The organism is Escherichia sp. E4702, from assembly GCF_963883545.1.
GTDB lineage: Bacteria > Pseudomonadota > Gammaproteobacteria > Enterobacterales > Enterobacteriaceae > Escherichia.
On sequence record NZ_CAWORF010000006.1, the window covers coordinates 1 to 21,940 of the forward strand.

A 21,940-nucleotide genomic window follows, 5' to 3' on the forward strand; every position below is an offset into this window, starting at 1 on the left:
GAGTGGGTTTGTAGGCAATGGATAAGACGCGCCAGCGTCGCATCAGGCATTGTGTACAGAACGGCGGATGCAGCGAAAACGCCTTATACCGCCCTACGGAATGAGTGTGTTTTGTAGGCATGATAAGACGCGGCTGCGTCGCATCAGGCATTGTGTACAGAACCGGCGGATGCAGCGAAAACGCGTTATCCGCTCTACGGAATGAGTGTGGTTTGTAGGCCTGATAAGACGCGGCCGCGTCGCATCAGGCATTGTGTACAGAGCGGCGGATGAGGCAAAAACGCCTTATCCGGCCTACGGAATGAGTGGGTTTGTAGGCATGATAAGACGCGCCAGCGTCGCATCAGGCATTGTGCACAGAACGGCGGATGCAGCGAAAACGCCTTATCCGCCCGAATAAAAATTACTTCTGCGCAGCCAGCGCCTCATTCACCCAGCCATCGAACTGCTGCTGGTGGGCTTTGATCCAGCCATCAACGTGGCCCTGAATATCGCCTTCTGAGGCTTTGCCGTCATGCATAATGGCGTTCTGGGCGTTAATGTCCGCAACCGGCAATTGCATAATGGCAAACAGTTTCGCTGCTGCCGGATTTTTCTCGGCCCAGGCTTTGTTGGCAACGATATGCATGGTACTGACCGGGAAGCCGTAATTCGCGCCATTCGGCAGTTTGGTATCGGCATTTTTATCGCCCGGCAGTGCGGAGAACGGCACCTGCAACCAGACCACATCTTTCCCCGGCTTCAGTTCGTTACTCACCCAGTACGGCGTCCAGGTGTAGTAAAACACCGGTTTGCCCTCTTTGTAGCGACTGATGGTGTCGGCCATCATCGCCGCATAGTTCCCCTGATTATGTGTCACGGTGTTGGTCAGTTCATACGCAGCAAGCTGGTGGTTGATGGCACCTTCGCAGCCCCAGCCTGGGTTACAACCGGTTAAATCCGCTTTGCCATCGCCGTTGGTATCGAACAGTTTGGCGATCTTCGGATCTTTCAGTTGCGCGATGTTGGTGATTTTGTACTGGTCGGCAGTTTTCTTATCGATCAGGTAACCTTGTGCCGCGCCGTTAACAAATACCCCTTCACGATAAAATTTCTTATCGCCACCGGCAGCTTCGTACATGTTGTCATGCAGTGGCGTCCAGTTCACGGCGGTGAAGGTCGCATCGCCAGATGCAAGCGAGGTATAGCCAACGTTGTAATCCACTTCGCTGGGTTTATTGACGGTATAACCTAATTTCTCCAGCGCGCGGCTGACCAGCAGTGTCTGGAAAGTTTCTTCGGTGATGGTGCTCTGAACCGGATTAACGGTAATGCCTTTGCCCGGCAGATCGGCAGCAAAAGTTTGTGTAGAGATAAGCGTGGCAAACGCTGTCGCAAAAAGTACGCTATGTCGCATTGTTATTCCTTTTTTGGGCAGGGTGATATGCCCGGCGTCACCGGGCAAGTGCAGAGTTACTTAATGAATGGGCGGGTCAGCAGACCGACAGGACCAGTGGTGTACCAGCGACGGTTGCCGCGACTGCGTGAGTCGCGCCCAACGGCCTGCGTCAGGCGGTCGAGGATAATGGCGAGGATCACAATCCCGACGCCGCCAACGGTGGCAAGCCCCATATCCAGACGACCGATACCGCGAAGTACCATCTGACCCAGCCCGCCGACGGCAATCATCGAGGCGATGACCACCATAGAAAGGGCCAGCATCAGCGTCTGGTTAACGCCCGCCATAATGGTCGGCATCGCCAGCGGTAGCTGAACTTTGAACAGCATCTGGCGCGGGCTGGCACCGAATGAGCGCGAGGCTTCAATCAGATCCGCCGGAACCTGGTTAATCCCCAGAATAGTCAGGCGGATAATCGGCGGCAGCGCAAAGATGATCGTCACCACCACGCCCGGCACGTTGCCGATACCAAACAGCATGACGATTGGCACCAGATAAACAAACGCGGGCGTGGTCTGCATGGCATCAAGCAGTGGACGAATAATTTTCGCCGCTCGCGGACTTCTCGCCAGCCAGATCCCCAACGGCAAACCGATGACGATACAGAACAGCAGGGCGGTTAACACCAGCGCCAGGGTAACCATGGCCTGCGACCAGGCACCGATTGCGCCGATGGCAATCAGCGAAACCAGCGTCGCCACGCCCATTCCGACCCCGGAAATCTGCCAGGCGATGAGAGCGAAAACGATAATCGCCACCGGTGCCGGCATACCCAGCAGCAATTGCTGGAAACCGTTGAGGATGTAATCGACCGGAACGCGCACGCCCTGGAAGACGGGACGGAAATGGGTAACGACCCAGTCGATCCCTTCAGTGACCCAACTGTCGAGTGGGATCAGCGTCTTATGGAACGGATCGAGAATGTTAAAATGCTCGGCGTTTGGCGCAGGCGTGCTGGTCAGCCAGTCGGCGCCGCCACCGTCAGTCGGTGTAGCAGCCGGTGTACCCCAGGCATCTGCGGATTGTGCGGCACTGTCCGCCGCTGGTGTGGTATCCCACGGATTATTTTGATCAGCCATTATTTACCCCCTCACGATCTAAAGCGCGCAGCAGCATTCCTTTCGAAATGATGCCGACATACTGTTGGTCCTCGTCGACCACGGGCACTGCACAGGGCGCCTGTCCGACATGAGAGAGCAACTCGCTAAGAGGCGTTTGTGCATCGACCGCTAACGGCGCATCAATCAGCGCCGCATCAAGACCTTGCTGCTGCGTTAACGCGGTTTTAAGCGAATCGATGGAGACTGCGCCGACAAACTTATTACCGCGTTCGATAACGTAGCCGTATTCGCGATCTTCATCCTGCAATAATTTCAGTGCCGAACGCGGGCCGAAGCCAGGGGTTTTACGAATTAAGCCATTAGGGCTGCGGCGGGCAATATCTTTCGCACTGAATACCTGGCTAATATCAACGCCACGGAAGAAGGTACGGACATAATCATTCGCCGGATTATTGAGAATTTCATCCGGTGTGCCGACCTGTACCACTTCACCATTTTGCATAATGGCAATTCGGTCGCCAATACGCATGGCTTCATCGAGATCGTGGGAAATAAAGACAATGGTGCGCTGATGTTTCGCCTGTAATTTTACCAGTTCATCCTGCATCTCGGTGCGAATTAATGGATCGAGTGCCGAGAAGGCTTCGTCCATTAATAATATATCCGGATTAATCGCTAACGCGCGGGCTAATCCCACACGTTGACGCATCCCGCCAGAGAGTTCGTCCGGGTAGCTGTGGGCATAATTTTCCAGCCCGACCTGACGCAGTGCATCAATGGCTTTTTCCCGGCGTTCTTCGGCATTAATTCCGGCCAATTCCATACCGAACGCAGTATTGTCCAGCACGGTCATATGCGGCATTAAGGCAAAGGACTGGAAGACCATCGCAATCTTTTTTCTGCGCACCTCACGGAGTTCGGTGTCGGATATTTTGGCAATATCCACACCATCAATCAGCACTTGCCCGCGGGTGGGTTCAATCAGGCGATTGAGAAGGCGTACCATTGTGGATTTACCCGAGCCGGATAATCCCATGATGACAAATATCTCGCCTTCTTCAATGGCCAGACTGGCGTCTTTTACGCCAAGCGATAGCCCAGTTTTTTCCAGAATTTGTTCTTTTGAAAGTCCTTGTTCGATATATTTGAAAGCTCGCTGTGGATGCTCGCCAAATATTTTATAAAGATTTTTAATTTCTAATTTAATTGCCATGCAATAGAAAGATTCCTGTTATTTGTTTATGTCGATATATTACCCAATGGAAATAGTCACTTTTTTTCTACCCTAACATACTGAGAATCTGAGGCAACCCCTGATGGCAAATGTGGCATGAATATTGATGCGAGCAAATTGCCGGAATTTCCCGTGATATAAGGGCTGAGAGCAAATCGAGAAAAGTTGATATTTTTTGTTATAGATAGCGAAAAAACGCCTGAATATTGTAGTTTCAGGCGAATAATGCAACAGAGAGTCAGTGTAGATCACCACAAATTATTTGCGTGATATAAAGATATTTGGCGGGAATTATTTCCCTGCTGCGGGTAGTGATATTTTTGAAAAATAACCCCGTCAGAAATTCCAGTCTTCATCTTCTGTTTCGACTGCTTTCCCCATCACATAAGAGGAGCCAGAGCCGGAAAAGAAGTCGTGATTTTCATCGGCATTCGGCGAAAGCGCGGCGAGGATTGCCGGATTCACTTCTGCCATTTCTGCCGGGAAAAGCGGTTCGTAGCCCAGATTCATCAACGCCTTATTGGCGTTGTAGCAGAGAAACGCTTTTACATCGTCAGCCCACGTTGTTTCGGCGTACAGCTCATCGGTGTATTGCAACTCGTTGTCATAAAGTTCCAGCAACAAATTGAAGGCGAAACTCTTTAACTCTTCACGTTGTGCCTGGGAGAACTTTTCCAGGCTTTTCTGATATTTATAGCCGATGTAATAACCGTGGACTGCTTCATCGCGGATAATCAGACGGATCAGATCGGCGGTATTGGTTAGCTTACCGCGACTGGAAAAATACATCGGCAGCCAGAAGCCAGAATAGAACAAAAATGATTCAAGAAAGACACTGGCGATTTTCTTTTTCAGCGGATTATCGCCGCGATAATGTTGCTGAATAATCTGAGCTTTTCGCTGCAACGGCGCGTTTTCTTCACTCCAGGTGTAGGCGGCATCGACATCTTTGGTCTGGCACAACGTCGAGAAAATCGAACTGTAAGAGCGGGCATGAACCGCTTCCATAAAGCTGATATTCGATAATACCGCCTCTTCATGAGGCGTTAGCGCATCGGGCATCAGCGAAGGCGCGCCGATAACATTTTGCATCGTGTCGAGCAGCGTCAGGCCAGTAAAAACGCGCATCGTCAGTTGTTGTTCTACGACACTTAATGTTTGCCACGCAGGAACATCGTTCGACAGCGGCACCTTTTCTGGTAGCCAGAAATTGCTGGTCAGGCGATTCCACACCTCCAGATCTTTATCGTCAGATATCTTGTTCCAGTTGATGGCGCTGATACGTGAGAGTTTCATAGATATTCCTTAAAGTGCACAGGAGACGCAGCCTTCAATTTCAGTGCCTTCCAGCGCCATCTGACGCAGGCGAATGTAATAGAGCGTTTTGATACCCTTGCGCCAGGCGTAAATCTGCGCTTTGTTGATATCGCGAGTGGTGGCGGTATCGGGGAAAAACAGCGTCAGCGACAGCCCCTGATCGACATGGCGAGTCGCTTCGGCGTAGGTATCGATGATCTTTTCTGCACCAATTTCGTAAGCGTCCTGATACAGCGCCAGATTTTCGTTAGTCATAAACGGGGCAGGGTAGTAAACGCGTCCTGTTTTGCCCTCTTTGCGTATCTCTACTTTCGCCACAATCGGATGAATACTCGACGTGGCATGGTTGATATAAGAGATAGAACCGGTTGGCGGCACCGCCTGAAGATTCTGGTTGTAAATGCCGTAGCGCATCACGTCGTCGCGCAGTTGCACCCACATCTCACGGGTAGGTAACGTAATTCCGCTGCGGGCAAACAGTTCGCCAACTTTCGCCGTTTTCGGCTGCCAGTTCCCTTGCAGATATTGGCTAAAATATTCACCGCTGGCATAGCGTGACTGTTTGAACCCGGCGAAGGTTTCACCGCGTTCGCGCGCCAGCAACATCGAGGTACGCAGTGCGTGCCAGGTGATGGCATAGAAATAGAGATTGGTGAAATCCAGTGCTTCCGGCGAACCATAAGCGATGCCTTCTCGCGCCAGATAGCCGTGTAAATTCATCTGCCCCAGTCCGATGGCGTGTGAGGCGGCATTTCCGGCTTCGATGGACGGCACGCTGCGGATATGACTCATATCTGACACCGCCGTTAAACCGCGCACGGCAGTCTCTACCGTGCGGGCAAAGTCGGGGGAATCCATGATGTGGGCAATATTCAACGAACCTAAATTGCAGGAAATATCATGGCCTGTGCGGGCATAGTCGAGATTCTCGTCATACTCTGAGGCGCTGTTAACCTGCAAAATCTCTGAGCAGAGATTGCTCATATTTATGCGCCCGGCGATAGGGTTAGCACGGTTAACCGTGTCTTCATACATGATGTAGGGATAGCCGGACTCAAACTGGATCTCTGCCAGTCGCTGGAAGAAATCACGGGCGTTGATGTATTTTTTGCGGATGCGTTCATCGGCAACCAGTTCGTCATAGTGTTGGCTGATGGCCACATCGGCAAACGGCTTGCCATAAACTCGCTCTACGTCATAAGGCGAAAACAGCGCCATCTGCGCATTCTCTTTTGCCAGATGGAAAGTGATATCCGGGATCACCACGCCAAGCGACAGTGTTTTAATGCGGATTTTTTCGTCGGCATTTTCCCGTTTCGTGTCGAGAAAACGCAGAATATCGGGATGATGAGCATGTAAATAGACTGCACCAGCCCCCTGACGAGCGCCGAGTTGGTTGGCATAGGAAAATGCGTCTTCCAGCATTTTCATCACCGGAATTACACCAGAAGATTGATTTTCAATACGTTTAATTGGCGCGCCCGCTTCCCGCAGATTCGACAGCAAAAATGCTACGCCGCCGCCGCGTTTCGACAGTTGCAGTGCGGAATTTACCGCCCGACCAATCGACTCCATATTGTCTTCAATACGCAGCAAAAAACAGGAAACCAGTTCGCCGCGCTGCTGCTTACCGCAGTTGAGGAATGTTGGCGTGGCTGGCTGAAAGCGTCCTGACAGCATCTCATCAGTCAGTTGCGTCGCCAGTGTTTCATCGCCTTGTGCCAGCGTCAGCGCCACCATCGTGACTCGATCGGCAAAATCTTCCAGATAACGCTTACCGTCGAATGTCTTCAACGTATAGCTGGTGTAAAACTTCCATGCCCCGAGGAATGTCTGAAAACGAAAACCGCTGGCGTGCGCGTGGGCAAACAGCGTAATGACAAAATCGCGAGAGTAGCGATTAAGAACGCTTTCATCATAGTAACCTTCGTTGACCAGCCAGTTCAGGCGCTGCTGCTGGCTACTGAAGGTCACACTGTTCGGACGCACATGCGTCGCCATAAAGGCGTCAACGGCCTGGCGGTCTTTATCGAACTGAATGCGACCTGCGCTATCGTAAAGGTTAAGCATCGCATTCAGCGCGTGGTAATCCATCGTGTTCTGCGTCAGGCGTTCTGCGGTTGTCGTTGCCAAAATTCGGTTACTCCTTTACGAACGTTTTCGATATCGCTTTGCGTACCCATGAGTTCAAAGCGGTACAGCCACGGCACGCCGCATTTTTGAGCAATCACATCTCCGGCGCGGCCATACGCCTCACCAAAGTTGCGATTACCCGAAGCAATCACGCCACGAAGCAACGCCCGGTTGTGCTCGTCGTTTAAAAAGCGAATTACCTGTCGTGGCACCGCGCCAGCCGTACCGCCGCCGCCGTAAGAGGGCACGATCAGGATGTAAGGCTCGTCTACCTGAATCCGCTCCCGCTCATTGAGCGGGATGCGCACCGCGGGCAGCCCTAAACGTTCGATAAAACGCTGCGTATTTTCGGAGCTGCTGGAAAAGTAGACGAGCTGGCTCATGCACTGGCCGCGTGTGGCGCTGGATGCAGACGATTGATCATGTCCGGACGGAAACCAGACCAGCTAAGATCGCCTGCAATTACTACCGGCAACTGACGAAAGCCCTGAGCACGCAACGCTTCCGCCGCTTCAGGAACGCGATCGACATTAATCATTTCAAAATCAAAGCCCCGGTTTTCCATCGCCCGTTTGGTGGCGTGGCACTGAACGCAATCGTTACGAGTGTAAATAGTAATGCGCATGATTCGTATTTCCGTTTAAAATGAAGATACGGCGCGATGATACGCGTCGGGTTGTCTCTCTGTTGATACAGAGATACTATATGTAGTTAAAAAAAGATTCAACCACACAATATATAGCAAATAGTGGTCAGGATTGCCCTGGATATGAGCGTGACGGGGTAGGGGTATTGTTGTTCTATAGCCGGGCGATTACCCGGCATCAAGAAGTTACATGCGCATGGAAACGGCCAGACGGTTAAAACAATTCATCAGCCCGATGGCAAACGTTAAGTCGCTGATCTCTGCTGCGCTGAAATGCTCAAGCAAAGGTTGATAAACCTCGTCTTCCGCATGGGTTCGGGCAATATCGGTTACCGATTCCGCCCATGCCAGCGCCGCCCGCTCGCGATCGTCAAAATGATGGCTTACGCGCCAGCCTGCCAGGGCGTCCAGTTTGTGCTGCGGCACGCCGGATTTGCGTAATGCTTTGCTGTGCATCTCCAGACAAAATGCGCAGCCGTTGATTTGCGAGACGCGCAAATAAATTAACTCCATCAGTGTGGTATCCAGCGCGCTATTTTCCAGTGCCGTTTTGGCCTGCACCAGTGCGTTATACACTGCCGGGCTAAGTTCGTAGTAAGGCTGACGTAATGTAGTCATACAGTTTCTCCTCTTATTAACGCCCGCAATGTAGCACTATAATGGACTGCTAAAGAGAGCCATAAATTACGTAAAAAAGCAGACCATATGCCACGTTATCAGGATATCGCCCGTCAGTTAAAAACGGCTATTGAGCAAGGGGAACTGAAACCTGGCGCAAGGCTACCTTCGAGTCGTACCTGGTCGCAGGAACTGGGTGTCTCTCGATCCACTGTCGAAAATGCGTATGCTGAGCTGGTGGCGCAAGGATGGCTGGTCAGGCGGGGACAGGCTGGCACATTTGTCAGTGAGCAGATACATCCGCAACAATCTGCTGTGGATGTCGTGGCTTTTGCTGGTGAAAGTCAGCAGCCACTGCCATTTCAATTGGGATTACCCGCACTCGATCTCTTTCCGCGAGAGCAGTGGGCGCGGGTGATGGGCCGCCGTCTGCGTACCCAGACGCGCTTTGATTTGGCATTAGGCGATGTCTGCGGTGAGGCGGCGTTGCGCGAGGCAATAGTTGATTACTTACGCGTTTCACGCGGGATTGATTGTCAGCCAGAGCAGGTCTTTATCACTCATGGTTATGCGGCCTCAATGGCTTTAATTCTACACGCGCTGGCGAAACCGGGAAACGGGATGTGGATGGAAGATCCCGGCTTTCCACTGATTCGCCTGATTGTCACTCGCCACGGTGTGGAAATTTTACCTGTGCCGGTTGATGACAACGGGCTGGATGTCACAAGCGGAATACAAAATTATCCTGATGCGCGTTTTGCTCTGATTACTCCGGCACACCAGAGCCCGCTGGGCGTGGCGCTCTCTTTAGCGCGCAGGCACCAGATGCTGGAATGGGCAGAACGTAGTCAGGCATGGATTATTGAAGATGATTACGACAGTGAGTTTCGCTATCACGGTAAGCCGTTACCGGCACTAAAAAGTCTCGACGCACCGCAGCGGGTGATTTATGCCGGAACATTCAGCAAAGCGCTATTTCCTGCATTGCGCTGTGCGTGGCTGGTGGTGCCGGTGGAGCAGATTACGCAATTCCGGCAACAGGCGTCACTGGAGCCATGTGCGGTACCCGTACTGTGGCAGAACACACTGGCAGATTTCATTCGTGAGGGGTATTTCTGGCGGCATCTGAAGAAAATGCGTCAGCACTATGCTCAACGTCGGCAGTGGATTGAGCAGGCGTTGACGCAGCAGGGATTTCAGGTTGTGCCGCAAAAAGGTGGTATCCAGATGGTTATCAGCATGGTGGGCGACGATATTGTCCATGCTCGTAAAGCCAATGCTGCTGGCCTTGCGGTGCAGGCACTTAGCGACTGGCGTATCCGCTCAAATGGGGAAGGAGGATTGCTGCTCTCGTTTACCAATATCGTTAGCGAAAGTATGGCGCAGCAGGTGGCACAACAATTACGCAGTGCCTTAAGTTAAAAACCCCGAAGTCAGGCTTCGGGGCCAGGGACGTGTATTTATTATCATTGTTTCACTACGATTTACGCATGCTTAACAACGCGCCGATAAAAATACCTACCGCAGCAGCTGTTCCCACACTACACCAGGGTCTTTCACGAACAAAAGAGTCTGCGCAGCCAACAGCATCGCGCGCGGCTTGCTGGACGCGAGTTCGACCATGCATCCGCGCCCTGGTTTCTTTCAGTAAAGCCTGAGCTTTACTGCGTGCGGCTTCGGCTTCCCCTTTGGCGTCGCTGCCCCAGGACTTCAATACAGATTCCAGGCTGTCAGCTAATTGATTGACATCATTCTGAATATCCTGCACGCCATCATCGACGTCGTTACGGTTCGGTCTGTTAAACATATGATCTCCCATCAGGATTCAATGTAATTTTCAGTGTAGACCATAATTTTCTTAACAGAGATTCATCGTGGCTTTATGGACTTTTCTGAAAGCGTTGTGAATGCTCAATCAGGTAAGGTAGGGCCGCGGTAGATAATAACGAGGATAGAATATGTATTTACGACCAGACGAGGTGGCGCGCGTACTTGAGAAAGTCGGTTTTACCGTCGATGTGGTAACCCAGAAAGCTTATGGTTATCGCCGCGGGGAAAATTATGTCTATGTTAATCGCGAAGCGCGAATGGGACGTACCGCACTGGTAATTCATCCCACGTTAAAAGAACGTAGTTCGACACTGGCAGAACCGGCTTCCGATATTAAAACTTGCGATCATTACCAGCGGTTCCCGCTCTATTTAGCGGGTGAGCGTCACGAGCATTACGGCATTCCACACGGTTTCAGCTCGCGTGTTGCGCTTGAACGTTATTTACATGGATTGTTTGGCGAAGCCAATTAAAGACGCGACTGGCATTGCCAGTCGCGACAAAGAAGGATCAGGCTTTTACCTGCTGGTAATTGCTGACTTTGAACAGGCGGCGGCAGTAATCAAGGAAGTAGCCATAGACCGCACCCATCAACATCGAAACGACGATGTTTGAACTGACCGCTGCCATAATCTGGTGCCAACCCGCGCCCACGACGAGTAAGATTGCCATATATACCGGTGACTGGAACGTCACATAAGCCAGAATATCCGCAAGATTTTTTACCCAGCCCGACGAGCCAACTTTGCGTGCCATTCGCATAAATAGATCGCGGTACATACCGTATGGCCATGCAATTAAGATGTTCACCGGAATCGCTACCAGTCTGGAATAAAGGGACTGTTCGAAGCTCATTCCGGAGAGAAATACTTCGATAAACATGTTCACGACAGAACAGTAAACAACCATCGCGAACGTATCTGCTACTGCATGACGCAAGCGTGACTGCGGTGAGAACATGCCCATGCTCCTTAATAAACGCGAAATCGGATGAATGTGAATGCAGTGGTTTAAATTACCGTTTGCACTTTCGCATAGCGTATATCGCTGGCTATGACTTATCAATTAGTGAAAAATTTTTATTTCCTTGGTTTTTGTAGATAAAATATTCCGTAGTGGCGCATTTTTTGTACATTCTGGATTTTTTTATGTCTTAAAAGATAATATTATTTTAAATCATTATGTTATGACGTAGTTCTGATATTTTTTAGCAAAGTGTACAAGGTGTGTTTACGCAGCAAAGCGTAGAGAATTCGGCTTAGGGGCGCGCCTGGCCTCATTCAGCATCTTTTATGTTGTAAAGCCTGTAATGGCAGCACAAAGTTTCAAGTTGACATGACTAATATGTATTCTTTTTATGTGCATATTTATGCTGGTTGTGTGTTCCGTTATCGGCCGGGAGGTTGTATCGTACGCCGGAACACTCACCAGTAGCTGTAATAAGTAAGTTAAATGGCTGCTATATAATTTGCATATAAGCATTAATGTGTCAGCAAATAACGCACGAAATAATATCCCTTCGCGATTGTAAATATATTAAATTTTGTGGAAATATAATAAGTGATCGCTTACACTACGCGGCGAAATACTTTTTGTTTTGGCGTTAAAAGGTTTTCTTTATTATGTCTGTAATGTTACAAAGCTTAAATAACATCCGCACCCTTCGTGCAATGGCTCGCGAATTCTCCATTGACGTTCTTGAAGAAATGCTCGAAAAATTCAGGGTTGTCACTAAAGAAAGACGTGAAGAAGAAGAACAGCAGCAGCGTGAACTGGCAGAACGCCAGGAAAAAATTAGCACCTGGCTGGAGCTGATGAAAGCTGATGGTATTAACCCGGAAGAGTTATTGGCTAACGGCACCGCTGCTCCGCGTGCAGGTAAAAAGCGTGAACCGCGTCCAGCAAAATATAAATTCACCGACTTCAATGGTGAAACCAAAACCTGGACCGGTCAGGGCCGTACGCCGAAGCCAATTGCTCAGGCGCTGGCAGAAGGTAAATCTCTCGACGATTTCCTGATCTAATCCCTGGCGCCGGATGCCGCCTCTATGGCGCATCCGGCGTTGCTTCTCAAGTTCGCTGATTCCACGGCATCTTATCTAATAGCCTTGCCATCCCGCAAAAACCGCTGATTCCTGCAAACATTAATCCTGCGCCGACAAATCCACTTAATAAGAAGAAGCTGCTATTAATGGCATAACCCAGTACGACGCCGATTAATATTAAGCCGCCAGCGGCGATCTGTACCTGACGCATTAATGGCAACGGTTGAGATTTATTTTCTGCTACCGGCAATCCCGCTTTTTTCCAGCCATCGATCCCATCTTCCAGTAAAAAGACCTCTGCGGGGGCGGCAATCGCTGCTAATTTATCGGCGTTATTGCTGGTGCGTTTACCCGCCTGACAGTGGAATATAATTTGTTCGCTACGTAATTTATCTGGAAGACCGGACTGTTCTATCACGGATAATGGTGCCAGAGAGGCTGCTGGAATATGTTCACGAAGATATTCGTCGGCATCACGAATATCGATTAACTTTGCACCACGCGCGATTAATTCTTGCGCGTCATGCGGTGAAATTGTTATCAAAGCCATCGTCACTCCTTACGGACAATAGATATTTTTCAGGGTGGCGATAATGGCATTTACCGCCTCATTTTTAATGGAATAAAGAATGCGTTGGGCGTCCCGCTGGCTGTCAATAAGTCCCTCGTCACGCATGCGAGCCAGATGCTGTGACGTGGCGGAGGCGCTAAGTCCGGTAATGCGAGCCAGTTCTCCGGCGCTGGTCCCTGGTGATCCGCAAAGCATGCACAGAATCAACAACCGTTTGGGGTGGCTCATTGCTTTCAGTAAGGCCGCAGCCTGTTCGGCGCTGGCCTGTAGTTGGGCGAGCTCAGTCATAGTTATTTTAGTGTTTTCTAAATTAAGTAAATTCTAAACTAAAAGTTCAACGTATACCAGCGTCAGCAGCGTAAATGAGGGTAAACGCGTAGGCTGAAACTGGCAGGTTCCGCTAAAATTATTTCGTTTAGGAGATAAAATCTCTTTTTAAACAATGGTTAATTTTCTTATAGGGAGTACATATGGGGTTCTGGAGAATCGTCATCACCATCATTTTGCCGCCGCTCGGCGTGCTGCTGGGCAAAGGATTTGGTTGGGCGTTCATCATTAATATCTTGTTGACGCTGCTTGGGTATATCCCTGGTTTAATTCACGCTTTCTGGGTGCAAACCCGCGATTAACTCTGTGCTTACTCCGCGGCGTTAGTACGCCGCGTTCCTCTGCTACACTTTCTGAGTGTTTCCGTTAACGAACGAGGTAACTATGGGTCTGTTCAATTTTGTGAAAGATGCCGGAGAAAAGCTCTGGGATACAGTTACTGGTCAGCATGATAAAGACGATCAGGCGAAGAAGGTGCAGGAGCATCTGAACAAAACCGGCATTCCAGATGCCGATAAAGTAAATATCCAAATTACCGATGGCAAAGCGACGGTGACTGGTGATGGTTTGAGCCAGGAAGCGAAGGAAAAAATCCTTGTTGCGGTGGGGAATATTTCTGGTATCGCCAGCGTCGACGATCAGGTAAAAACTGCGACACCAGCCACTGCCAGCCAGTTTTATACCGTTAAGTCTGGCGACACTCTTAGCGCCATTTCCAAACAGGTCTACGGTAACGCCAATCTGTACAATAAAATCTTCGAAGCGAATAAACCGATGCTGAAAAGCCCGGATAAAATTTATCCGGGACAAGTGTTGCGTATTCCAGAGTAATAGCGGTTAGTCCGCCATCGCCTGCTGGATAATGGGAATCGGCGTCAGCAAATGCTGGCGCATTAACTCACTGGCGCGCGCGGCATCCCGCGCCAGCACAGCTTCGGTTAAAATTTGATGTTGGTTGTGTTTATCTTCCAGCATTTCCACGGAAAGCACCGTTCGCCGCAACCAGATGAAGCGATAGCGCGCCGCCAGATCAAACAACCGTTCACGCATTTGCAGCAAATAGTGAGAACCACAGCCTGTCACAATTGCAGTATGAAACGCCTGATGACGCAGATCCCACTCATCAAGCATTTTCTCACTGGCGTCACAGGCCTCAAGCTTACTGAGCAGATGTGCCTTCGCAAGAACGTCAGCCTCCCACTCATCGCCACCGCGGGCAATCGCCAGACTCACCAGCATTGCTTCCATATTGGCGCGGGCATCGAAAATATCGAGCAACTCCTGCTCTGACATAGACGCCACCCGATACCCTTTTTGATTCACCACCGTGACCAGTCGTTCTGCCACCAGTTGCGAAAGCGCTTCCCGCAACGGCCCAACGCCAAGTGCATAACGCGATGTCAGCAAACTCATCCGTAATTTTTCATCCGGCTGAAAATTGCCGCGAATAATATCGTTCTTCAGCCAGCGATAGCCATCCAGAGAGGTAATGGTCATGGTGTGACTCCTGATCATTATCAGCGCGTATTATGAATGGGCGTTTTTTGCCACATTATTAGCTTTTTCCAGCGAGCCATAATTGGCACGGTACAGATAATCCCTATCGCTAATAAGCCGGTGGAGATCACTTCTAACTGTTGAGCCGGACGGAATAGCATCACCACCAACACAAAAGTAATAAAGCCAATCACCAGCCAGGTGAGCCACGGATAAAGCCACATGCGCAGGCGAATATCGCCGCCTTCCGCCAGCAGGATTTTACGCATCCGTAATTGCGAAACGGCAATGACTAAATAAACCAGCAAGGCGATAGCGCCGGAGCTGTCGATCAGGAATTTAAACACTTTCGCAGGCGCGTAATAGTTCACCACCACCGTTAAAAACGCTGCGCCGGTGGAGAGTAATACTGCCACGTACGGGGTTTTACTGCGGTTGATTTTACCCATTAACGCGGGCGCATCCCCGCGACGGCTTAAGGAGTAGAGCATCCTTGACGCAGTATACAGCGCCGAGTTCAGGCAACTGGTTACCGACAGCAAAATAACGCAATCCATAATGAATTTGGCGTGCGGAATATTCAGCAACTCCAGCACGGAACGGTAGGAACCCACGGTTTTCAGTCCTGGCATATTCCACGGAATGAGAGCCACGACGACAAAAATAGAACACAAATAGAAAATAGAGATACGCCAGATAACCGAGTTGGTGGCGCGAACAATATGTTTATCCGGCGTGTCGGATTCTGCGGCGGCGATGGTGACAATTTCCGCGCCCATAAACGAGAACATGGTGATCAGCATCGCGCTTAATACCGCCCCGAAGCCGTTGGGCATAAAGCCGCCGCTATCCCATAATCTTGAAATACCGCTCACTTCTGCATATGGGTAAAAACCGCTAATCGCCACTGCGCCGAGGAAAATAAATGCCAGGATGGCAATCACTTTGCATATCGCCAACCAGAACTCAAATTCGCCGTAGTTTTTAACGCTTAATAAATTACTGCCGGTTAAGGCGAGGGTAATGACGAGGGAAAATAACCAGATGGGAATGCCGGGAACCCACGAGTGCAGGATCATGGCGGCGATGTTGGCTTCCAGAGGGATAACCAGTACCCAAAACCACCAGTACAGCCAGCCGATGGTATAGCCCGCCCAGCGGCCAATAGCTTTATCGGCATAGGTGGAAAAGGAGCCGGTGTCGGGCGTGGCTACTGCCATTTCCGCCAGCATCCGCATAATCATAACCACCAGTAGCCCGGCGAACAGATAGGCCAGTAATACCGCCGGGCCCGCTTCGGCGATGGCGACGCTGGAACCGACAAACAGACTTGCGCCGATAACACCGGCAATAGACAACATGGTGACGTGGCGTGATTTCAGCCCGCCGCCTAACTCATGTGGTTGCGATGATTGCCCCATCCTGAATCCTCTCGAAAGTGTGTCACTTGGGAGAGCGCCCCGACATTTCCCGCGTCGGGTCACGCGTTTAATTGTTATTGATTCTTTTTGCCGGAGAGCGGCTCCGCCTTATCCGGCCGACATAGATTTGTTCCTGTTCACGTACAGATTGTCGGATGCGGCGTAAACGCCTTATCCGACCTGGATTCTCGTAGGCCGGACAAGACGCAAAGCGTCGCTTCCGGCATGGTGTGCCGATTGTCGGATGCGGCGCAAACGCCTTATCCGACCAGGATCCCCGTAGGCCGGACAAGACGCGTAAGCGTCGCCTCCGGCATGGTGCGGTGCTACTGCTTTGCCTCATCAAAACACTGGCTGATGATCTCCAGACCCTGACGGATCTGTGCGTCTTCAATGGTGAGCGGTACCAGGATGCGCAGCACGTTGTAATACGGGCCACAGGAGAGAAGAATCAGGCCCTTATCGCGCGCGCGTGCCACGATCTCGGCAGTGAGTTTGGCGTCCGGTTTGCTGTGATCGCCATCTTCAAACAGCTCGATGGCGATCATCGCCCCCAGCCCGCGTACGTCGCCGATCTCCGGGTGTTTTTCGGCGATCGCCAATAACCCTTCTTTCAGCTTTTGCCCCAGGTCGTTGGCTTTTTGCAGCAGATTTTCCTGCTCGAACACCTTCAACACTTCCAGCGCCGCCACGCAGGCAATCGGGTTACCCGCATAGGTGCCGCCCAGGCCGCCCGGTGCGACAGCATCCATCACTTCCGCGCGCCCGGTGACGCCCGCCAGCGGGAAGCCGCCCGCGATCGATTTCGCAAAGGTGGTGAGATCCGGCGCCACGCCCATCTGCTCCATCGCAAACAGCGTGCCGGTACGCCCCGCGCCGGACTGCACTTCATCGGCAATCAGCATGATCCCGTGTTCGTCACACAGCGCGCGTAAACGCTGCATAAAGGCTGGCGTTGCGGCGTAGAAACCGCCTTCGCCCTGAACCGGCTCAATCACGATGGTGGCGATATCTTCCGGCGCCGCATCATTTTTGAAGATTCGGTGGATACTGGCGATAGCGTCATCTTCACTGATGCCATGCAGCGGGCAAGGATAAAGCGCGCGATAAACATGGCCCGGCATCAGCCCCATGCCCGCAGAGTACGGATTTACCTTGCCGGTCAGCGCCAAAGTGTAATGCGTGCGCCCGTGATACGCGCCGCTAAAGGCGATAGTACCGCTACGTTTGGTGGCGGCGCGGGCGATTTTCACCGCGTTCTCTACCGCTTCTGAACCCGTGGTGACCAGCAGCGTTTTTTTGGCAAAATCGCCCGGCACCTTCTGATTCATAATCTCGCACAGCTCCAGATATGGCTCGTAAGCCAGCACCTGGAAGCAGGTGTGCGACAGTTTTTTCAACTGCGCTTCCACCGCCGCAACCACTTTCGGATGCAGGTGCCCGGTATTGAGCACCGCAATCCCGCCCGCGAAATCAAGATACTCACGGCCTTCAACGTCCCACACCCGGCAGTTTTCCGCGCGGTCAGCGAAAATCGGGTGAATTTGCCCAACGCCACGGGGAATCGCCTGACTGCGGCGCTGCATTAACTCTTTATTGCTGCTCATTCGCGTTCTCCAGTTAAAGACCGATGCACATATATTTGATTTCTAAGTAATCTTCGATGCCATACTTCGAACCTTCACGACCCAGACCCGAGGCTTTGATACCGCCGAACGGGGCCACTTCATTGGAAATAATGCCGGTATTGATGCCAACGATGCCGTACTCCAGCGCCTCGCCCACGCGGAAGACGCGGCCTAAATCACGGGCATAGAAATAGGCGGCAAGGCCGAATTCGGTGTCATTGGCTTGCGCAATCACATCGGCTTCATCTTTAAAGCGGAACAGCGGGGCGAGAGGGCCGAACGTCTCTTCTTTCGACACTTTGGCGTTAGCCGGAACGTCCACCAGAATGGTTGGCTGGAAGAAGTTGCCGCCGCGTTCGTGCGCTTTACCACCGCAAACCACGCGCGCGCCTTTCTCCAGCGCATCGGCAATATGTTCTTCCACTTTTGCTACCGCTTTTTCATCGATCAGCGGCCCGATGGTAACGCCTTTATCCAGCCCGTCGCCGATGTGCAGTTTGCTCACCGCCTGCTGCAATTTTTCGGCAAAGCGGTCATACACGCCGTCCTGCACGTATAAACGGTTGGCGCAAACGCAGGTTTGCCCGGCGTTGCGGAATTTCGAGGCCAGCGCGCCTTCCACGGCTTTGTCGAGATCGGCATCGTCAAAGACGATAAACGGCGCGTTGCCGCCGAGCTCCAGCGACACTTTTTTGATGTCTTTCGCGCACTGTTCCATTAACTGGCGGCCAATTTCGGTCGAGCCGGTAAACGAAAGCTTGCGCACCAGCGGGTTGCTGGTCAGTTCGTTACCGACCGCGCCCGCCGAACCGGTGACCACGTTAAACACCCCAGCCGGAACGCCCGCGCGGATCGCCAGCTCCGCCAGCGCCAGCGCAGAGAACGGCGTCTGACTGGCGGGTTTCAGCACCATGGTGCAGCCTGCCGCCAGCGCCGGGCCAGCTTTACGGGTAATCATCGCCGCCGGGAAGTTCCACGGCGTGATAGCGGCGGTAACGCCAATCGGCTGCTTGATAACAATCAGGCGTTTATCGGCCTGATGACCGGGAATGGTGTCGCCATAAATACGCTTGCCTTCTTCGGCAAACCACTCAATAAAGGAAGCGGCGTAGCTGATTTCGCCTTTCGCTTCAGCCAGCGGTTTACCCTGTTCGAGGGTCATCAGGCGCGCTAAATCGTCCTGATGCTCCATCATCAAATTGAACCAGTTACGCAGAATATTGGCGCGTTCTTTGGCGGTGAGCGCACGCCAGGCGGGCAGGGCGCGGTTGGCGGCGTCGATAGCTGCGCGGGTTTCATCAGCGCCCATTTTCGGCACGCTACCCAGCTTGTCGCCGTTCGCCGGATTGGTAACGTCGATGACCTCGCCATTGTTGGCGTCCAGCCATTCCCCGTTAATCAACGCCTGCTGGCGGAATAAGTTACTGTCGTTAAGTTTCATTGTTACTTCCTGTTTTCAAAGGTTATTGATTAAATGCGGCGTGTAAGGCATCCACACTACGTGCCGCTCGCAGCGTGCGTCCGGGGTTACTCTGGCTTGCCAATAGCGTTTGTACCTTGCTGACAATATGCGCACCAATAGGAATTGCTGATGTCGCTGCCGGGGAGGGCGCATTGCAGGTGTGGATCGTGCGCGGGGTGGTGACAAACAGAAAATCGTCAATCAGCTTGCCGTCCGGCGATACCGCCTGAGCCCGCACACCGGCAGGCCAGGGCTGGAGATCGCTTAACGAAAGCCGGGGACAATACTTTTGCACCAGCCGCAGATAGCCGCTTTTGCACAGCGAGTTTTTCATCTCGCCCAGTCCTGAGCGTAGATGGTTTTGCAGCACCCGGCGAATCCCCGACGAGCTCAAAATCTCCAGCGTGTCGCTAAATGAGAAGTCGCGCTTGCGATAGCCTTCGCGTTTGAACGCCAGCACCGCGTTTGGCCCGACGGTGACGCTGCCGTCGATCATGCGGGTGAGATGCACGCCCAAAAACGGCATTGCCGGATCGGGAATGGGGTAAATCAGGTGGTTAACAATGTGGTTATGCTCCGGCGCAAGGCGGAAATACTCGCCGCGGAACGGGCAGATAATAAAGCCAGGTTCGAGGCCGAGCATTTTCACCAGCCGGTCAGCCATCAGCCCGGAACAGCTAATCAGCGTCGATGCTTCATATTCGCCGCCCTGGCGGGTATGTATCACCACGCCGTTTTTATGCTCATTAAGGCCACTGACTTCGGCGTTATAGATAATCTCACCGCCTCTGGCCTGGAAGATTTTTGCCATCGCCGCCGTCACTTCGCGATAGCTGACAATGCCGCTGGACGGCACAAAAATACCGCCGAGCCCGGTGATATTCGGTTCGCGCTCGCGCAGTTCGTCGGCGTTTAGCCATTCGCGCTCGATACCGTTCGCCGCTGTGCGTTCCCATAAGGCGCGCATCCGTTCCATTTCGAGATCGGACGTGGCAACCAGCATCTTGCCGCAGTTGTCGTAGCGAATGCCGTTTTGATCGCAAAAGGCTTTGGTGGCGCGGTTTCCCGCCAGGCAAAACTGCGCCTTCAGGCTACCGGGCGTGTAATAAACCCCGGCATGGATCACGCCGCTGTTGTGGCCCGTCTGATGACAGGCCGGGCCGGACTCTTTTTCCAGCAACGCAATGCGGGCATCCGGATAGACATCAATCAGTTGCATGGCGGTCGACATGCCGATGATGCCGCCGCCAATAATCACAAAATCATACATCCGCTCAATTCCTTTGCGCTTACTGATGCGTCTGGTAGTGGTGAGTGGCGTAAGCGAAATAGCCGCGCTGGCGCATCAGTTCACGACGCAGATCCGGATGCGCGGTAAAGCGGTCGCGACCGTGCAGCCAGAACAGGTTGTTAATCAACAGGAATTTGCCAACGGGAACGGGCACAGAAAGAATGCCTTTGCTGGTTTCAATGGCATCGGAAAGCTCGCTCAACCACACGCCTTCTTCGAAGTCTTTCGGCTGGACGAACTGGTCGATATAGCGCATCACCGGGCGACCCTGCTGATCAACGTCGAACACCGGATGGAAAACATCTTTGCTGACGTTTTTGCTCGGCGGCGCGGCAAAGCGCATCGGACGGCGCGCCAGCGGGTGGCGGAAAAAGTGGTCCAGATGTTCCCAGTCATCGAGATGCAGCAGCAGCGAATTTCCGCCCTGCATGTTCTGCTCGTCGATTTTCATCATCAGTACGTAATCAGTGATTTCTTCGACGTAGGTGCCGTCGTTGTGCAGCTCCATTACGCGGTGCGGCTGGCGCAGATAGCTGTCTGAGTTATCAACATTTTTCACGACAAAACGCGCATAATACTGACCGCTCATGGCATCGAAATTGGAACGTCCAATCAGATGCGCCACCGACGTTGCCAGCTTCACCATCTCATCTGCCTGCGCGACATCATCGACACCCACCGCATTGATCAACAACGCACCTTCATCGCGGTTTAGCAACGTCTTCAACAGCAACGGTTGCAGCTGGTTCGCACAGAGATCGTCAAGAATTTTACCCACCCGAAAACGCAGAAACGATTTGTACTCCAGCGCCTGCACGGGCCACTCGGCAACCTGCTCGAGGAACTGTTTGGTCGTCTGTTCGGTGAAGGTGAGTTCCAGCAGACGCGGGGATTGCGCCGACGGGGTGAGGGTGAATCCGCTATAGTCCTGGCCTGAATCGACAGCGTTGTTTTGTACGGCGGTCAGTGCATTCATCAGAAGCGATCCTCTTATGAGATGTAGGGTGACATGGCGATGCTCATTTCGTAGTCATAATCTAAAAATATCTACATTTCTGAAAAATGCGCACAAAAGTTACATATTGTTTTCTTATTGTGATCAAAAACAACAAATTAATAACAAAAAATGTAAGGGATAAGAATTGGGCTGAATATAAATATATAATTAAAACAATATATTAATTTCGGTTTTATCCAGTTTTCGACCTGATGGCATTTGTTTGCTCATTTGTTGAAATGCTATTTAAACTGCTTTTTCAGAGTTCGGAGTTACTTCAACTTACTGAGTTCCGTATCGACTAATGTGAGCAAGAACACTCCCATTCAACCGATGTTATTTGATGACATCGATAACAATCTTAATGAACAAACAGATTCCGGGAAGACTGGCTATGGAGGCTAATTTTTCTATTTCTGGCAAC

The 21,940-nt window shown here is 51.8% G+C and carries 23 protein-coding genes; 5 read left to right on the top strand and 18 right to left on the bottom strand.

Annotated elements, in window-relative coordinates:
* Positions 1-403: 403 nt before the first annotated feature.
* From proX to AACU94_RS02745, 8 genes are all read right to left on the bottom strand, one after another.
* Positions 404-1,396 (bottom strand): glycine betaine/L-proline ABC transporter substrate-binding protein ProX, encoded by a 993-nt coding sequence (proX, locus tag AACU94_RS02710; RefSeq protein ID WP_001216525.1) that lies wholly within the window; start codon positions 1,394-1,396, stop codon positions 404-406.
* A gap of 56 nt (positions 1,397-1,452) precedes the next feature.
* Entirely contained in the window at positions 1,453-2,517 is a 1,065-nt protein-coding gene (proW, locus tag AACU94_RS02715; RefSeq protein WP_130208067.1) for a glycine betaine/L-proline ABC transporter permease ProW, read from the bottom strand.
* The gene (proV, locus tag AACU94_RS02720) at positions 2,510-3,712 is read right to left on the bottom strand and encodes a glycine betaine/L-proline ABC transporter ATP-binding protein ProV (RefSeq protein ID WP_135488894.1); all 1,203 of its coding nucleotides are present in this window, start codon (positions 3,710-3,712) and stop codon (positions 2,510-2,512) included. Before proV ends, proW begins: the two co-directional genes overlap by 8 nt.
* 357 nt (positions 3,713-4,069) lie before the next feature.
* Positions 4,070-5,029 carry a class 1b ribonucleoside-diphosphate reductase subunit beta gene (nrdF, locus tag AACU94_RS02725; RefSeq protein WP_135488895.1) on the bottom strand — a complete coding sequence of 320 codons (960 nt, stop codon included), beginning with the start codon at positions 5,027-5,029 and terminating at the stop codon, positions 4,070-4,072.
* Positions 5,030-5,038: 9 nt separating this feature from the next.
* The gene (gene nrdE, locus AACU94_RS02730) at positions 5,039-7,183 is read right to left on the bottom strand and encodes a class 1b ribonucleoside-diphosphate reductase subunit alpha (RefSeq protein WP_135488896.1); all 2,145 of its coding nucleotides are present in this window, start codon (positions 7,181-7,183) and stop codon (positions 5,039-5,041) included.
* On the bottom strand, positions 7,156-7,566 hold the full coding sequence (gene nrdI, locus AACU94_RS02735; protein ID WP_000080944.1) for a class Ib ribonucleoside-diphosphate reductase assembly flavoprotein NrdI: 411 nt from the start codon (positions 7,564-7,566) through the stop codon (positions 7,156-7,158). Before nrdI ends, nrdE begins: the two co-directional genes overlap by 28 nt.
* Complete coding sequence (gene nrdH, locus AACU94_RS02740) at positions 7,563-7,808, bottom strand: glutaredoxin-like protein NrdH (protein WP_001223227.1); 246 nt, start codon at positions 7,806-7,808, stop codon at positions 7,563-7,565. The genes nrdI and nrdH overlap by 4 nt, the downstream gene beginning before the upstream one ends.
* Before the next feature lie 207 nt (positions 7,809-8,015).
* Positions 8,016-8,447 carry a carboxymuconolactone decarboxylase family protein gene (locus AACU94_RS02745; protein WP_000209788.1) on the bottom strand — a complete coding sequence of 144 codons (432 nt, stop codon included), beginning with the start codon at positions 8,445-8,447 and terminating at the stop codon, positions 8,016-8,018.
* 87 nt (positions 8,448-8,534) lie between these two features.
* Between AACU94_RS02745 and pdxR the strand changes: the two genes are divergently transcribed.
* A complete protein-coding gene (pdxR, locus tag AACU94_RS02750; RefSeq protein WP_135488897.1) occupies positions 8,535-9,869 on the top strand; it encodes a MocR-like pyridoxine biosynthesis transcription factor PdxR in 1,335 nt (444 codons plus the stop codon).
* 55 nt (positions 9,870-9,924) lie between these two features.
* Here pdxR and AACU94_RS02755 read toward each other — a convergent pair whose 3' ends face one another.
* Positions 9,925-10,254: a DUF883 domain-containing protein gene (locus tag AACU94_RS02755; protein WP_001295174.1), complete on the bottom strand. Its 330-nt coding sequence runs from the start codon at positions 10,252-10,254 to the stop codon at positions 9,925-9,927.
* 151 nt (positions 10,255-10,405) lie between these two features.
* Here AACU94_RS02755 and AACU94_RS02760 point away from each other — a divergent pair, with 151 nt between their 5' ends.
* Positions 10,406-10,750: a DUF2002 family protein gene (locus AACU94_RS02760; protein ID WP_130208081.1), complete on the top strand. Its 345-nt coding sequence runs from the start codon at positions 10,406-10,408 to the stop codon at positions 10,748-10,750.
* Positions 10,751-10,787: 37 nt separating this feature from the next.
* On the opposite strand, the gene alaE is transcribed toward AACU94_RS02760, so the two are convergent.
* Complete coding sequence (gene alaE / locus AACU94_RS02765; protein ID WP_130208083.1) at positions 10,788-11,237, bottom strand: L-alanine exporter AlaE; 450 nt, start codon at positions 11,235-11,237, stop codon at positions 10,788-10,790.
* Between the two features lie 662 nt (positions 11,238-11,899).
* Between alaE and stpA the strand changes: the two genes are divergently transcribed.
* Positions 11,900-12,301, top strand: coding sequence for a DNA-binding protein StpA (gene stpA, locus AACU94_RS02770; protein WP_064529914.1), 402 nt, complete (start codon positions 11,900-11,902; stop codon positions 12,299-12,301).
* 46 nt (positions 12,302-12,347) lie between these two features.
* Here stpA and AACU94_RS02775 read toward each other — a convergent pair whose 3' ends face one another.
* Positions 12,348-12,872, bottom strand: a complete 525-nt coding sequence (locus AACU94_RS02775) for a rhodanese family protein (protein ID WP_130259147.1) — start codon at positions 12,870-12,872, stop codon at positions 12,348-12,350.
* A 9-nt stretch (positions 12,873-12,881) separates the two neighbouring features.
* Positions 12,882-13,181, bottom strand: a complete 300-nt coding sequence (locus AACU94_RS02780) for an ArsR/SmtB family transcription factor (protein ID WP_130208087.1) — start codon at positions 13,179-13,181, stop codon at positions 12,882-12,884.
* 182 nt (positions 13,182-13,363) lie between these two features.
* On the opposite strand from AACU94_RS02780, the gene AACU94_RS02785 reads away from it, so the two are divergent.
* Both AACU94_RS02785 and kbp read left to right on the top strand, forming a co-directional pair.
* Positions 13,364-13,522 (top strand): YqaE/Pmp3 family membrane protein, encoded by a 159-nt coding sequence (locus AACU94_RS02785; RefSeq protein ID WP_000508177.1) that lies wholly within the window; start codon positions 13,364-13,366, stop codon positions 13,520-13,522.
* A gap of 82 nt (positions 13,523-13,604) precedes the next feature.
* Positions 13,605-14,051, top strand: a complete 447-nt coding sequence (kbp, locus tag AACU94_RS02790; RefSeq protein WP_064529911.1) for a potassium binding protein Kbp — start codon at positions 13,605-13,607, stop codon at positions 14,049-14,051.
* Between the two features lie 6 nt (positions 14,052-14,057).
* Here the strand turns inward: kbp and csiR are convergent, their stop codons facing one another.
* From csiR to glaH, 6 genes are all read right to left on the bottom strand, one after another.
* Positions 14,058-14,717 carry a DNA-binding transcriptional regulator CsiR gene (gene csiR, locus AACU94_RS02795; RefSeq protein WP_130217237.1) on the bottom strand — a complete coding sequence of 220 codons (660 nt, stop codon included), beginning with the start codon at positions 14,715-14,717 and terminating at the stop codon, positions 14,058-14,060.
* Between the two features lie 20 nt (positions 14,718-14,737).
* Positions 14,738-16,138 carry a GABA permease gene (gene gabP, locus AACU94_RS02800; protein ID WP_135488898.1) on the bottom strand — a complete coding sequence of 467 codons (1,401 nt, stop codon included), beginning with the start codon at positions 16,136-16,138 and terminating at the stop codon, positions 14,738-14,740.
* A gap of 326 nt (positions 16,139-16,464) precedes the next feature.
* Positions 16,465-17,745 (bottom strand): 4-aminobutyrate--2-oxoglutarate transaminase, encoded by a 1,281-nt coding sequence (gene gabT, locus AACU94_RS02805; RefSeq protein ID WP_135488899.1) that lies wholly within the window; start codon positions 17,743-17,745, stop codon positions 16,465-16,467.
* Positions 17,746-17,758: 13 nt separating this feature from the next.
* Positions 17,759-19,207 (bottom strand): NADP-dependent succinate-semialdehyde dehydrogenase, encoded by a 1,449-nt coding sequence (gene gabD / locus AACU94_RS02810; protein ID WP_135488900.1) that lies wholly within the window; start codon positions 19,205-19,207, stop codon positions 17,759-17,761.
* Positions 19,208-19,229: 22 nt separating this feature from the next.
* The gene (gene lhgO / locus AACU94_RS02815; RefSeq protein WP_135488901.1) at positions 19,230-20,498 is read right to left on the bottom strand and encodes an L-2-hydroxyglutarate oxidase; all 1,269 of its coding nucleotides are present in this window, start codon (positions 20,496-20,498) and stop codon (positions 19,230-19,232) included.
* 19 nt (positions 20,499-20,517) lie between these two features.
* A complete protein-coding gene (gene glaH, locus AACU94_RS02820; RefSeq protein ID WP_135488902.1) occupies positions 20,518-21,495 on the bottom strand; it encodes a glutarate dioxygenase GlaH in 978 nt (325 codons plus the stop codon).
* Positions 21,496-21,940 lie beyond the last annotated feature (445 nt).

Coding starts and splice junctions, on each gene's coding strand:
- proX (WP_001216525.1), bottom strand. CDS start 1,396: ATGCGACATAGCGTACTTTTTGCGACAGCGTTTGCCACGCTTATCTCT.
- proW (WP_130208067.1), bottom strand. CDS start 2,517: ATGGCTGATCAAAATAATCCGTGGGATACCACACCAGCGGCGGACAGT.
- proV (WP_135488894.1), bottom strand. CDS start 3,712: ATGGCAATTAAATTAGAAATTAAAAATCTTTATAAAATATTTGGCGAG.
- nrdF (WP_135488895.1), bottom strand. CDS start 5,029: ATGAAACTCTCACGTATCAGCGCCATCAACTGGAACAAGATATCTGAC.
- nrdI (WP_000080944.1), bottom strand. CDS start 7,566: ATGAGCCAGCTCGTCTACTTTTCCAGCAGCTCCGAAAATACGCAGCGT.
- nrdH (WP_001223227.1), bottom strand. CDS start 7,808: ATGCGCATTACTATTTACACTCGTAACGATTGCGTTCAGTGCCACGCC.
- AACU94_RS02745 (WP_000209788.1), bottom strand. CDS start 8,447: ATGACTACATTACGTCAGCCTTACTACGAACTTAGCCCGGCAGTGTAT.
- pdxR (WP_135488897.1), top strand. CDS start 8,535: ATGCCACGTTATCAGGATATCGCCCGTCAGTTAAAAACGGCTATTGAG.
- AACU94_RS02755 (WP_001295174.1), bottom strand. CDS start 10,254: ATGTTTAACAGACCGAACCGTAACGACGTCGATGATGGCGTGCAGGAT.
- AACU94_RS02760 (WP_130208081.1), top strand. CDS start 10,406: ATGTATTTACGACCAGACGAGGTGGCGCGCGTACTTGAGAAAGTCGGT.
- alaE (WP_130208083.1), bottom strand. CDS start 11,237: ATGTTCTCACCGCAGTCACGCTTGCGTCATGCAGTAGCAGATACGTTC.
- stpA (WP_064529914.1), top strand. CDS start 11,900: ATGTCTGTAATGTTACAAAGCTTAAATAACATCCGCACCCTTCGTGCA.
- AACU94_RS02775 (WP_130259147.1), bottom strand. CDS start 12,872: ATGGCTTTGATAACAATTTCACCGCATGACGCGCAAGAATTAATCGCG.
- AACU94_RS02780 (WP_130208087.1), bottom strand. CDS start 13,181: ATGACTGAGCTCGCCCAACTACAGGCCAGCGCCGAACAGGCTGCGGCC.
- AACU94_RS02785 (WP_000508177.1), top strand. CDS start 13,364: ATGGGGTTCTGGAGAATCGTCATCACCATCATTTTGCCGCCGCTCGGC.
- kbp (WP_064529911.1), top strand. CDS start 13,605: ATGGGTCTGTTCAATTTTGTGAAAGATGCCGGAGAAAAGCTCTGGGAT.
- csiR (WP_130217237.1), bottom strand. CDS start 14,717: ATGACCATTACCTCTCTGGATGGCTATCGCTGGCTGAAGAACGATATT.
- gabP (WP_135488898.1), bottom strand. CDS start 16,138: ATGGGGCAATCATCGCAACCACATGAGTTAGGCGGCGGGCTGAAATCA.
- gabT (WP_135488899.1), bottom strand. CDS start 17,745: ATGAGCAGCAATAAAGAGTTAATGCAGCGCCGCAGTCAGGCGATTCCC.
- gabD (WP_135488900.1), bottom strand. CDS start 19,207: ATGAAACTTAACGACAGTAACTTATTCCGCCAGCAGGCGTTGATTAAC.
- lhgO (WP_135488901.1), bottom strand. CDS start 20,498: ATGTATGATTTTGTGATTATTGGCGGCGGCATCATCGGCATGTCGACC.
- glaH (WP_135488902.1), bottom strand. CDS start 21,495: ATGAATGCACTGACCGCCGTACAAAACAACGCTGTCGATTCAGGCCAG.